This is a genomic window from Pseudomonas taiwanensis DSM 21245, assembly GCF_000425785.1.
Taxonomy (GTDB): domain Bacteria; phylum Pseudomonadota; class Gammaproteobacteria; order Pseudomonadales; family Pseudomonadaceae; genus Aquipseudomonas; species Aquipseudomonas taiwanensis.
Map to the genome: position 1 here is coordinate 61,735 of NZ_AUEC01000010.1, position 11,999 is coordinate 73,733.

Below are 11,999 nucleotides of genomic sequence, written 5' to 3' on the forward strand. Positions count from 1 at the left end.
CCATTGATTGCCGCGAGTATCCCGGTTCATTGCGCTTCGGCCTGCTTGAGCGCCAGCACGTCTTTGGGCGTGACCATGTCGCCCTTGTTGTTGCCCCAGGCATTGCGCTCGTAGGTAACGACGGCGGCGATGTCGACTTCCGACAGTTGTTTGCCGAAGGCAGCCATGGCCGTGCCAGGCTTGCCGTGGAAGACGATGTTCAAGTGACCTTCCTTCGGTCCCGTTGCGATCTTCGAGCCTTTGAGTGCCGGGAACATGGGCGGCAAGCCTTGGCCTTCGGCCTGGTGACAGGCCACGCAGGTTGTGTGATAGACCTTGTCGCCACGCTCGACCAGCTCTTCAAGGGTCCACTCCTTGCTGGTCAACTCCTTGAGCTTGGCCGCTTCTGCCTTGCGCTCACCCAGCCAGGTGTCGTAATCGGCCTTGGACTTGACCTCCACCACCACTGGCATGAAGCCGTGGTCCTTGCCGCACAACTCGGTGCACTGGCCACGGTAGATACCGGGCTTCTCGATGCGGGTCCAAGCCTCGTTGACGAAGCCTGGAATGGCATCGCGCTTGACGGCGAAGGCGGGTACCCACCAGGAATGAATGACATCGGCAGCGGTCACCAGGAAGCGCACCTTTGCACCCACCGGCAGCACCAGTGGCTGATCGACCTCGAGCAGGTAATGCTCGTCCTTGGGCGCCTTGTTATGGATCTGGTCCGCTGGCGTGGCCAGGTTGCTGAAAAACTCCACGTCCTGGCCCAGGTACTTGTAATGCCACTTCCACTGGTAACCGGTCACCTGGATATCGACGTCCGACTCACTGGCGTCGTAGATGTCGATCAGCGTTTTGGTGGCCGGAATGGCCATGGCCACCAGAATCAGGAAGGGGACGACCGTCCAGAGGATTTCCACCCAGGTGTGTTCGTGGAAATGTGCGGGCTGCTGCCCCGTGGAACGCCGATGGATGACCATCGACCAGAACATCGCACCGAACACCACGATGCCAATGATCACGCAGATCCAGAAGATGGTCATGTGCAGGTCGAACACGGCGTTGGAGACTTCCGTCGCCCCTGGCGCCATGTTCACAGTCCAGGCGGCGTGTGCCTGACCGAAAACCGACCACAACAGAAGGCCCATCCAGACATGTGGATGTCGCATCATTGCGGGTTCCCCTTCTAGTTCTTGTTGTCCCGGAGGCATTCACCTGCGGCAAGCGGGAACGGCGGTCAAGACTGCCTGACTTCGACGACCGAGCCCCTGCGAAAGCAGACGGGCCTCATCAACGAATCACGTTCAACGGGAGTATAGACAGCGACCAATGGTGCGCAATGAAGGGCGTGAAATGAACCGCACGAAATTGGATAATGCCCCCACAAACCGCGGGCTAGAGCCTTGCTAGCACAATAATGGCATATTGATATAGCTCGCTCCGCACACGTTTGCGGGTTTTATAACAAACTTGTCTTAGGCATTCCGTATACCGAGCTACCTTAGTGTCTTCCGTTTGTAATGCCTTGTCCCTGGAGTTGTCATGAACATCGCTGCCGTGCGCGAGCAGATTAGCCAAGCCCACCAACATGAGAGCCGTACCGGCCAACTGAAACAGCGTCTCGAGGCGCAACTACCCCATCTGCACCCCTCGATCCAACTGCCTGAGCAGGACGCCCAGGGTACTTTGGCGCGCTTCGTCAGCGCTTACATCGACCAGGTTCCAGAATTGCTGGAGGCGGCAAACGCAGTCGCCCGCGAGGCGGGTATCGAGTCGCAGATCAAACCGGTGCTGAAGATCGCCGAAGCCTACTTCCTGCAGCCACCCAGCGTGATGCAGGGTCATGTGGGCCTGGATTGCCTGCTGGACGAGGCTTACCTGGCACACCGGCTGGTGGAAGAGGTCAACGACCTTTACATCCGCCACTTCCAGCAGCCATTGATCCCGGTCGACACGACCGTGGCCAACCTCATCGCTCACCAACTGATCGGTGAAAGTTTCGCCAACCAGCTGGATGAGGTGGTGCACCACTCGGTCGATGAAATGCTGGACGACGAAAGCTTCGCCGCGGAGTCGGTCGAACAATACCGCGAAAACCTGTGCAGCCCGGAAACCGGCGCAGCCTGGAAACGCTGGCCGTGCCTGTCGCGCCAGCTTGGCGTGGAGCTGGGCCAGCCGGCTTGACCGCCAAGGCTGCGCAACAGAGGCCTTCGATTCCACCGGACCTGTGGGGGCGGGTTTGTCCCGCGCCCACCAATGACCACGTCGCCCTGTACGCCAGTTTGGGGTTACGCTCCGACGCCCACGGTCGTACGCAACCGGCCCTCGATGCGCCGTTTCAAGCGGCGCTGCTCGATCTTCAACCGCGAACCATTGGCCGAATTGCTGCGGCTCCAGTCCTCCAGCAGCTCAAGGCATGAGTGGTCTATGTAGCTCAGGTTGCCCAGCGGCACATGCAAGGTGGTACCCGCCGGAACGGTATCGAGCACCTGGGTCAGCGCCGGCACCTTGAGAAAGGTCGCGGCACCACTGAGCCGAAGCTCCATGTGCCCAGGCTTTTCCAGGGTTACCAGGCTGATCTTCAGGCGCGCCGCCTTGAAAGCCAGCTTGAGCAGGGTCAGGGCAAAGCCCAGCAGCACACCGGTCAGAAGGTCGGTGAAAATGATGGCCAGCGCGGTGGCCGCGTAGGTGAACATCGGCATCCGCCCGTAGCGCCCCAAACCACGGAAGGCCTTGAAGTCCACCAGTTTGATACCCGTGAACACCAGAACGCCTGCCAGGCTTGCCACCGGGATTTGCTGCAGCACGCTGCTCAGGGCGACGACGAACGCCAGCAGCCAAAGGCCGTGGAAGATGGCCGAGGCGCGGGTCTTTGCTCCCGCCTGGACATTGGCTGAGCTGCGTACGATCACCCCGGTCATCGGTAAGGCGCCAAGCACGCCGCACAGCATGTTGCCGATACCTTGGGCGGACAATTCACGGTCGAAGTCCGAACGCTGGCCACTGTGCATGCGGTCCACCGCAGCGGCTGACAGCAAGGTTTCGGCACTGGCGATGAAAGCCAAGGCGAAGGCCGCTACCAGAAGCGTAGGGTCGGCCAGCTTCAGCAGGTCATCCGGACGAATCCAGTCGATGGCCTCGGTCAGGTCGGCCGGCACCTGCACCCGATTCACCGAAAGCCCCAGCCATATGCTGACTGCCGTCATTGACGCCACGCCCAGCAGGGCGCTGGGGATGAAGCGCAGTCGCTGAGGCCGCAGGCGCTCCCAGCCCCACATGATGGCGATGGTGCCCAGCCCCAGCGCACCGGCCTGCCAGGCCGCGCCGGCGCTTTCCGACGGCAGGGCTGCGGCAACTGTCGCAGGAAACGCCAGCAGATTCTGCATGCCGGTTGGCTGCGGGGCGGTGTCAAACATCACGTGCAACTGCGACAGCACGATCAGCACCCCGATGCCGGCCAGCATGCCATACACCACCGCTGGGGCCGTGACCCGGAACCAACAGCCCAACTTCAGGCGCCCGGCCAGCAGCTGCAACAAGCCTGCTACCAGCAGAATCGGCCCCAACATGGCGATGCCATGCTGGCGTACCAGCTCGAACACCAGCACCGCCAGACCAGCCGCCGGTCCACTGACCTGCAGCGGCGAACCTGCCAGGAAGCCAACCACGATACCGCCGATGATGCCTGTGATCAGGCCCTTGGCCGGAGGCATGCCCGAGGCGATCGCAATGCCCATGCACAACGGCAGGGCCACCAGAAACACTACGACTGATGCCAGTAGTTCGCGCGGCAATGCCGCTGTTATCTGTGTCTTGTTCACCATTTCTTTCCTTCCTCTGTCACAGGCCATTCCTCTGGCCATAGGCATGTTGGCCCTGACAAGCGCGCAGGCGCGGGCCGCCAGCAGCGTTGCCGGCAAGACAGTCAGGGAGATTCAAGGCAGCAGAAGGCCGCACCGCACCCAGAACGGGTGCAGTCGGCTATCAAGGTAATGCGGGTGTCAGGGTCGCTTAGTAGCGGCCTCTCGGGGTCGCGCAGGGGATCGGCTCACCCGCGGTGAGCGGCAGGAAGCTGTCGCTTGCCGCGTCGTAGGCTTCGATCTGACTGGTCTCGATGTCGTAGATCCAACCATGGATATACAGCTGGCCCGCCGCCAGGCGCGACGCGACCGAAGGATGTGTGCGCAGGTGGTGCAATTGGGCGATGACGTTTTCCTTGGTCACCACTTTCATGGTCTCGTGCTCGCTGCCGCACGAGCAGTTGTCCTCGACCACGGTACGGGCGACTTCGGCGTGGCGCAGCCAAGCCTTGACCGTTGGCATCTTCTCCAACGAGCTGGGGTTGAGCACGGCACGCATCGCGCCGCAGTCGGAGTGGCCGCAAACGATGATGTGATGCACGCCCAGGGCGAGCACCGCATATTCGATGGCGGTGGAAACGCCGCCGTTCATCTGACCATACGGGGGGACCACGTTGCCGACGTTGCGGGTCACGAACAGATCGCCTGGCGAGCTCTGGGTGATCAGCTCAGGGACGATGCGCGAGTCGGCGCAGGTGATGAACATGGCGCGCGGCTTCTGCGCGGTGGCGAGCTTCTTGAACAACTCTTGCTGCTCGGGGAAGACGTCATGGTGAAAGCGCAGGAAGCCGTCGACGATGTGCTTCAGGGCGGCATCGGCGCTCTCGGCGGGGGCCTCCGGAACGACCTTGGATGGGTCCTTGACGGGCATGATTCATCCTCTTGACGGTTTGTAGGTAAATCCATTTTACCGGTGAAAGATTCTGGCTATGCGGGGATTTAGATGACGCACGCAGGCCATTCATCACAGTCGCTGCCGACTGATTGCATACGCTAGCGGGGAAAACTTAATTGAAACTGAATTCGGAGGCTCTAGAACAAGCGTTCCAGACCAAGGAGGAGGGAGCTGAATAATATCAAAAAAGCATCAGCCGCCAACCCCTATGAGTGAAATTATTGGCTGCCATTAGCCTCATTGGATGCAACAGCATTGCCTCGATGGTTCAGAACAGCGCCATCTGTCCACCCGGAGGGCAAAAGGACGAGCAGTCCAGAGACTGAGCCTCCCGGCGTTCGAAAGCCAGACGACGCATGGCCCTGGCGAAACGCTGGGCCAGCAGATCGGCGAATACCCCCTCGCCACGCATGCGTGCCCCGAACCGACTGTCGTAGAGCTCGCCGCCTCGGCTCTGGCGGATCAAGCTGAGCACATGCGCGGCACGTTGTGGATAGTGGTCGTGCAGCCATTGCTCGAACAGCGGCGCCACTTCCAGTGGCAGGCGCAGCATCATGTAGGCGGCGCTCTGCGCGCCGGCTTCCTTGGCGGCTTCCAGCAGGTGCTCCAGCTCGCTGTCATTGATCATCGGGATGATGGGGGAGCACAGCACGCCCACCGGCACCCCTGCTTCGCGCAATACCCGAATCGCCCTCAACCGCGCCTTGGGTGCCGCCGCGCGGGGTTCCAGCACGCGCTTGAGCTCATCATCCAACGTGGTGAGGCTGATCATCACCCGCACCAGGCGCTGGCTGGCCATCTCCGCCAACAAGTCGAGATCACGCAGCACCAGCGCACCTTTGGTGACGATGGTGACCGGATGGCGAAAGCGCAACAGCACCTCAAGCAGACGCCGGGTCAATTGCTGTTCACGTTCGATGGGCTGGTAGGGGTCGGTATTGGAGCCCAGGTTGATCGGTGCGCAGACATAACCCGGTTTGCTCAGCTGTTGTGCCAGCACCTCGGCTGCGTTGGTCTTGGCGATCAGTTTGGTTTCGAAATCCAGGCCCGGAGACAAGTCCCAGTAAGCATGCGAGGGGCGGGCATAGCAGTAGATGCAACCATGTTCGCAGCCACGGTAGGGGTTGATGGAACGATCGAAGGGCAGGTCGGGGGAGGTGTTGCGGCTGATGACTGACTTGGCCGTTTCGACGCTCACCTCGGTACCCTGGGTGAGAGGAACCTCTTGATACCAGCCATCGTCTTCGGCCACCGATTGACTCGGTGCGAAGCGGTTGTGCGGATTGTGAACCGTGCCACGGCCCTTTTGCGGCGCTGGAGGAATCATCGCTCACCTCGATACTGTATTTACATACAGTGCCTCAGCCCAGATGATTCTTCCAGCCCCTTTGGTCAGGGCAGTATCAATTCACACCATGCCAGCGCAAGTAGGGCAGGTGGCTTGGTGCACGCCCAAGGAAAGCCTCGATTCCTTCGCGAAGTGGCCGTGAGGCTCCTGGGGCGAACAATGCCTCCTGCAACGCGCGCCCGGTGCCACGGTCGAGCAGGCCTTGAGCCTCGAAACGCGTGAACAGGTCGAAGGCATGCACGTCCGACCATAAATAGGCGTAGTAGCCCGCATCGTAGCCGCTCACCAGGTGCTGGAAGGCATGGGCAGGACGCTCGAAGTCGGCAAGCGGCCAATATCCGCAGCGTGCGCGGGCGTCGGTCAGGCGCTGTTCAAGGGTCCGACCATCCTTCGGTGTGGCATGCAGGTCCAGATCGAACAGCGCAAGGCTCAGGTGGCCTGCCGCTTCCTCCAGGCCATCCTGCCTAAGGCGGCCCAGGCATTCCTCCACCCGCGTGCGATCGAGCTTAGTGCCGTTCCATTGATGCGACGAGATTCCGGCCAGGTAATCCGCGTTCCACACCCAACGCTCGAACAGCTTGCCAAACAGCTCGACGCCGTCCGTACCGAGCGCGGACACATTGGACAATACATGGTTTGTGGTACGCACCAGCAGGTGGTGCAAGGCATGGCCAAACTCATGGTAGAGCTTGCGCAGGGACAGGTGATCGAGTAGCGGCTGGCCGCCATCGACGGCGGCTGGAATGTCGCTGAACACTACGACGGCAGCTTCTTGATACACCCCTTCGGCATTGACCCGACGGCTGCGTATGTAAGTGGTGCTCACCCAATCCGGCTGCTTGCCAGGATGCTGCACGGCGTCCAGATACAAGAAGCCGATCAAGGCGTTGTCCTGCCAGGCCTCGAATGTCTGCACGCTGTCATCCCAGGCGGCGAACGGCTTTGGTACAAGCACGAGGCCAAATAGCTTCTCAGCCAACTGGGTCAATGCCGACACTACCACGGGCAACGGGAAGAACTCGCGCAGTGACTCGGTGGAAAGCACTTTGGTCGACGCTTTGTGTCGCGCCTGCAAGAAGCTCATGTCCCACGGCTCAGGGTCGCTCACACCCTGCACGGCGGCTTGGCTCTCGATCCGTGAGCGACGCTCGATCATGGCTGGCCGCAGATTGTCGGCCAGGTCGTGAAGGAACTTGTTCACCTGCGCGAGTCCCCCCGCGCTCTTGGCTTGCAAGCTCAGTTCAGGGTGGTTGGCAAAACCGAGCAAAAGCGCTTTCTCATCCAGCAGTTCCGCCAGACGCTGCAAGTACGTGCCATTGTCCTGCTGCCCATCTTCGCTGACACCTCGAAGGTGGTACGCACGATAGACGCTTTCACGTAGCGGACGATGCTCAGCGTACATGAGCACCGTTTCAGTGACCGCAGTCTCGCACGCGATCAACCAACCTCGCTCACCTGCCTCCCTCGCTCGGGATGCCAGTTCGTCGCGCACACGCTGTGGAATGCCACGCAATTGAGCTTCATCGTCGATGCGCAGGCCGGGGCGGTTGAGATTCAACTGATATTGCCCGCGCAAGGTGGTGATCTGCCTCTGCAACTCAGCCAGACGGGCCTTGCCGTCGGTATCGAGGGCCGTGCCGCTGATGGCGAAGTTGTCGAGGTACCAGCGCAAGGTGGCACGCTTGTGCGCGTCCAGATTCACGCCGTTGGCACGCCTCGCCAAGCGCTCGTACAGCGCTTGCAGGCGGCCATTGGTCAGCTTCTGGTCGAAGCGTTCAACAACCTTTCCATAAAACCCGAGGACGGCCTTGCCCCAATCCTCTCCTCTGCCCAGCAGCGGCAACGACGCATTGAAGACGGCCAGCAACTGGGCGTCCAGTTCATCGATCGCCAGCACGAAGTCGTCCCAGGTCGGATGCGTCTGTTGAGCGTCGATGATCCGCGCAATACCGTGTTCATGGGCTTGCAGCACGAAATCGAAAGCCGCGAGCATGTTGTCCAGGGTCACCGCATGGTAGTCCAGCGGTACCTTGCTGTGTTGCAGGAATGGATTACGGGTATCCATGGTGCGTTGCCTTGCTCATGTTGAAGAGCAGGCGAGCATGCGCACTGGAGGGACAACAGGTGGCGTCACTATGTACCACCCAGGGCAGAGGAGAATGCCACCCAGGCACAAGGCCCAGGTGGCATCAGGGCGTCACTCAGCCGGTTTCTTCAGCTTCGGATTGGGGAAGAACTGCACCGTCTGGACCTTGGCAGGAGCAGCCTTGGGTGCCAGCTGGTTGACCCGGGTGCCGAGTTCCTTGGGCACCGACAGGCCCTGCTCATTGAGCGTGTCGGCAAAGCCGCAGGCCACGCATTCGCGGTGCGGCACATCGTCCTCGTTCCACATCATCAGCTTGTCGGGCTCGCTGCATGCCGGGCATACCGCCCCAGCGATGAAGCGCTTCTTGGTTCTGTTCACGACTACCTCGCTCATGCCGCTGCGTCCTCGCTCAAGCCACTATGACGCAGCAATGCATCAATGGAAGGCTCACGACCACGGAAGTCGACGAACAGTACCATCGGCTCGCGGGAGCCACCACGGGCGAGGATCGCCTCACGGAATGCACGCCCGGTCTCGGCGTTGAGCACACCTTCTTCTTCGAAGCGCGAGAAAGCGTCAGCCGACAGCACTTCCGCCCATTTGTAGCTGTAATAGCCTGCCGCGTAACCGCCCGCGAAGATGTGGGCAAAGCTGTTGGGGAAGCGGTTGTAGGCCGGCGGACGCATCACCGAGACCTCGTCACGCACGCCTTCGAGCACTTCCAGTACGCTGCGGCCGTCGCCGTGGCGAGCGTGCAGCTCGAAATCGAACAGCGAGAACTCCAGCTGGCGCACCATCATCATGCCGGACTGGAAGTTCTTCGCAGCCAGCATCTTGTCCAACAGGTCCTTGGGCAGCGGTTCGCCCGTTTCATAATGGCCAGAGATCAGCGCCAGGCCTTCGGGCTCCCAGCACCAGTTTTCCATGAACTGACTCGGCAGCTCGACCGCATCCCAAGCCACGCCATTGATGCCCGATACGCCCGCATGCTCGATCCGAGTCAGCAGGTGGTGCAGGCCATGGCCGAATTCATGGAACAGCGTGGTGACTTCATCGTGAGTCAGCAAAGCGGGCTTGCCAGGTGCGGCCGGGGTGAAGTTGCACACCAGGTTGGCAACCGGGCTCTGCAACTGGCCACTGGCGGTGCGACGACGGTCGCGAGCGCCGTCCATCCAGGCGCCACCACGCTTGTTGGCGCGGGCGTACAGATCGAAGAAGAAGCGGCCGACGTGCTGACCATTTTCCTTGATCTCGAACAGACGCACATCGGGGTGCCAGGTGTCGAAGCCTTTGAGCTCGGCGATCTCGATGCCGTACAGACGCTGGACGATGTTGAACAGGCCGGACAGCACCTTGTCGATCGGGAAGTAGGCACGCAGGGCTTCCTGCGAAACGCTGTAGCGTTGTTCGCGCAGCTTCTCGCCGAAGTAGCCGGCGTCCCAACTGGCCAGCTCAGCGCAGCCTTGTTCGGCTGCATAGGCCTTGAGCTGTTCCAGATCCTGGGCAGCGAAGGGCTTGGAGCGCTTGGCCAGGTCGCGCAGGAAGCTCAGCACCTGGTCGCTGGACTCGGCCATCTTGGTGGCCAGGCTCAGGTCGGCGAAATTCTTGAAACCGAGCAGCTCGGCCAGTTCCTGGCGCAGGTCGAGGATTTCACGCATCACCGGGCCGTTGTCGAACTGCCCGGCATTCGGGCCCTGGTCCGAGGCGCGGGTGCAATACGCGGCATACAGCTCCTCGCGCAGGGCGCGATCGCTGGCGTAGGTCATTACCGCGTAATAGCTGGGGAACTCCAGGGTGATCAGCCAACCCTCAAGGCCCTTGGCCTGAGCGGCGGCGGCCATCTGCGCCTTGGCCGAATCGGTCAGACCGGCCAGGGCTGCCTCGTCGGTGACGTGCTTGGTCCAGGCCTGGGTGGCATCGAGCAGTTGGTTGGAGAAGCGGCTGCCCAGCTCGCTCAGCTTGCTCTGCACTTCGGCGTAGCGCTGCTGCTTGTCGGCAGGTAGGTCGATACCCGACAGGCGGAAGTCACGCAGGGCGTGCTCCAGGATGGTTTTCTGCGCCACGTCGAAGCCTGCGGCTTCCGGGCTGTCGATCAGCGCCTGGTAGGCTTCGAACAGCGCGCGGTTTTGCCCCAGTTCGGTAGAGTAGGCGCTCAGTGCCGGCAGGCAGGACTCATAGGCCTCGCGCAGCTCCGGGCTGTTGCACACCGCATTGAGGTGGCTTACCGGACTCCAGGCGGCGCCCAGTCGGTCGTTGAGCTCGTCCATCGCCAGCACCAGGCCGGCCCAGGTGGGTTGCTTGCCTTGCTGTTCGAGGATCTGGCCAATGGCTTTACGGTTGTCGGCCAGGATCTCTTCGATCGCCGGCAGCACATGTTCGGCACGGATCGCCGAGAAGGGCGGCAGATCGTAGGACTGCAGAAGCGGGTTGTTCGCACTCACGGTTTGGATACCTTGGCAGGAGAAACACTGGACCATCTTAATTACAATCGACGCCGACCGCAGCAGGCAGCCTGCCTATCGGCACAGATGAGAGACGCTATCATGGCCATCCGAAGCTTCCAGCAACACACTCCGAAAGTTGGACCACGGGCCTTCGTCGACCGTTCGGCGGTGGTGCTGGGCGATGTGGAAATCGGCGAGGACAGCTCGGTCTGGCCACTGACGGTGATCCGCGGCGACATGCACCGCATCCGCATCGGTGCGCGCACCAGCGTGCAGGACGCCAGCGTGTTGCACATCACCCATGCAGGCCCGTTCAACCCCGATGGTTTCCCGCTGATCATCGGCGACGATGTCACCATTGGCCACAAGGTCATGCTGCATGGCTGTACCCTGGGGAGCCGCATCCTGGTCGGCATGGGCAGCACCATCATGGATGGCGCCATCGTCGAGGACGAAGTGATCATCGGCGCCGGCAGCCTGGTGCCGCCGGGCAAGCGTCTGGAAAGCGGTTACCTGTATGTCGGCAGTCCGGTGAAGCAGGCCCGACCGCTGACTGACAAGGAACGCGCCTTTTTCCCCTACAGCGCCAGCAATTACGTGAAGCTCAAGGACCAGCACCTGGCCGAAGGCTACGACCGACCGGAATGACCTCTTCGCGGGTAAGCCCGCCAATGGAACGATCAACGACTTGAGTGACCCCCTTCACATGCACCAGCAAAACATACTCTTCGACCTTGACGGCACCCTCACCGACCCCCGCGAGGGCATCACGCGCTCGATCCAGTACGCCTTGGCCAAGCTGGGTATCGACGAGCCGGACCTGACCCGCCTCGAACACTTCATCGGCCCCCCCCTGCTGCAGGCCTTCATGCAGTTCTACAACTTCGACGAGGCCAAGGCATGGGATGCGGTGAACTTCTACCGTGAGCGTTTCAGCGTCACCGGCTTGTACGAAAACCTGGTGTTCGATGGGGTTCCCGAGCTGCTGAGTGCGCTCAATGGGCAGGGCCGCACCTTGTACATCGCCACGTCCAAGCCTTGGAAGTATGCCCGCGAGATCGCCCGGCACTTCGCGTTCGACCACCACTTCAAGGTGATCTACGGCAGTGAGCTCGATGGTACTCGCACCAACAAAGTGGAGCTGATCCGGCACCTGCTCGACGAGCAGGGGCTGAACCCGGCCGAGACCTTGATGATCGGCGACCGCAAACACGACCTGATCGGCGCCCGCAGCAACGGCCTGCAGGCAGTGGCCGTGGGTTACGGCTTTGGTAGCCATGAAGAGCTGATGGCACAGGAGCCGGCGTTCCACTTCGCGACCTTGGCCCAGATGCACGCGGCATTCATCAAGGCCTGATGGCAGTCGGGGCTGCTGCGCGGCCCC

10 protein-coding genes are annotated in these 11,999 nt (G+C 61.5%); 3 read left to right on the forward strand and 7 right to left on the reverse strand.

Features of this window, described 5'->3' with window-relative positions; genetic code table 11:
- Positions 1–26: 26 nt before the first annotated feature.
- Entirely contained in the window at positions 27–1,154 is a 1,128-nt protein-coding gene (gene coxB / locus H620_RS0101810) for a cytochrome c oxidase subunit II (protein ID WP_023377998.1), read from the reverse strand.
- Positions 1,155–1,524: 370 nt separating this feature from the next.
- Between coxB and H620_RS0101815 the strand changes: the two genes are divergently transcribed.
- Positions 1,525–2,166, forward strand: a complete 642-nt coding sequence (locus H620_RS0101815; RefSeq protein ID WP_023377997.1) for a hypothetical protein — start codon at positions 1,525–1,527, stop codon at positions 2,164–2,166.
- Positions 2,167–2,270: 104 nt separating this feature from the next.
- Here H620_RS0101815 and H620_RS0101820 read toward each other — a convergent pair whose 3' ends face one another.
- From H620_RS0101820 to prlC, 6 genes are all read right to left on the reverse strand, one after another.
- Positions 2,271–3,806 carry a SulP family inorganic anion transporter gene (locus H620_RS0101820; protein WP_162144436.1) on the reverse strand — a complete coding sequence of 512 codons (1,536 nt, stop codon included), beginning with the start codon at positions 3,804–3,806 and terminating at the stop codon, positions 2,271–2,273.
- Between the two features lie 187 nt (positions 3,807–3,993).
- Positions 3,994–4,713 carry a carbonic anhydrase gene (locus tag H620_RS0101825; protein ID WP_023377995.1) on the reverse strand — a complete coding sequence of 240 codons (720 nt, stop codon included), beginning with the start codon at positions 4,711–4,713 and terminating at the stop codon, positions 3,994–3,996.
- A gap of 292 nt (positions 4,714–5,005) precedes the next feature.
- The gene (locus H620_RS0101830) at positions 5,006–6,064 is read right to left on the reverse strand and encodes a PA0069 family radical SAM protein (RefSeq protein ID WP_023377994.1); all 1,059 of its coding nucleotides are present in this window, start codon (positions 6,062–6,064) and stop codon (positions 5,006–5,008) included.
- Between the two features lie 76 nt (positions 6,065–6,140).
- Complete coding sequence (locus H620_RS0101835; RefSeq protein ID WP_027906635.1) at positions 6,141–8,150, reverse strand: M3 family metallopeptidase; 2,010 nt, start codon at positions 8,148–8,150, stop codon at positions 6,141–6,143.
- A 132-nt stretch (positions 8,151–8,282) separates the two neighbouring features.
- Complete coding sequence (locus H620_RS0101840; protein ID WP_023377992.1) at positions 8,283–8,564, reverse strand: YheV family putative zinc ribbon protein; 282 nt, start codon at positions 8,562–8,564, stop codon at positions 8,283–8,285.
- Positions 8,561–10,612 carry an oligopeptidase A gene (gene prlC, locus H620_RS0101845; RefSeq protein WP_244880938.1) on the reverse strand — a complete coding sequence of 684 codons (2,052 nt, stop codon included), beginning with the start codon at positions 10,610–10,612 and terminating at the stop codon, positions 8,561–8,563. The genes H620_RS0101840 and prlC overlap by 4 nt, the downstream gene beginning before the upstream one ends.
- 102 nt (positions 10,613–10,714) lie before the next feature.
- On the opposite strand from prlC, the gene H620_RS0101850 reads away from it, so the two are divergent.
- Positions 10,715–11,263 carry a gamma carbonic anhydrase family protein gene (locus H620_RS0101850; RefSeq protein ID WP_023377990.1) on the forward strand — a complete coding sequence of 183 codons (549 nt, stop codon included), beginning with the start codon at positions 10,715–10,717 and terminating at the stop codon, positions 11,261–11,263.
- Positions 11,264–11,321: 58 nt separating this feature from the next.
- Positions 11,322–11,972: an HAD family hydrolase gene (locus H620_RS0101855; protein WP_023377989.1), complete on the forward strand. Its 651-nt coding sequence runs from the start codon at positions 11,322–11,324 to the stop codon at positions 11,970–11,972.
- Positions 11,973–11,999: the final 27 nt, after the last annotated feature.

Excerpts from the sequence above, each read along its gene's own strand:
- coxB (WP_023377998.1), bottom strand. The coding sequence starts at position 1,154 with ATGATGCGACATCCACATGTCTGGATGGGCCTTCTGTTGTGGTCGGTT.
- H620_RS0101815 (WP_023377997.1), top strand. The coding sequence starts at position 1,525 with ATGAACATCGCTGCCGTGCGCGAGCAGATTAGCCAAGCCCACCAACAT.
- H620_RS0101820 (WP_162144436.1), bottom strand. The coding sequence starts at position 3,806 with ATGGTGAACAAGACACAGATAACAGCGGCATTGCCGCGCGAACTACTG.
- H620_RS0101825 (WP_023377995.1), bottom strand. The coding sequence starts at position 4,713 with ATGCCCGTCAAGGACCCATCCAAGGTCGTTCCGGAGGCCCCCGCCGAG.
- H620_RS0101830 (WP_023377994.1), bottom strand. The coding sequence starts at position 6,064 with ATGATTCCTCCAGCGCCGCAAAAGGGCCGTGGCACGGTTCACAATCCG.
- H620_RS0101835 (WP_027906635.1), bottom strand. The coding sequence starts at position 8,150 with ATGGATACCCGTAATCCATTCCTGCAACACAGCAAGGTACCGCTGGAC.
- H620_RS0101840 (WP_023377992.1), bottom strand. The coding sequence starts at position 8,564 with ATGAGCGAGGTAGTCGTGAACAGAACCAAGAAGCGCTTCATCGCTGGG.
- H620_RS0101850 (WP_023377990.1), top strand. The coding sequence starts at position 10,715 with ATGGCCATCCGAAGCTTCCAGCAACACACTCCGAAAGTTGGACCACGG.
- H620_RS0101855 (WP_023377989.1), top strand. The coding sequence starts at position 11,322 with ATGCACCAGCAAAACATACTCTTCGACCTTGACGGCACCCTCACCGAC.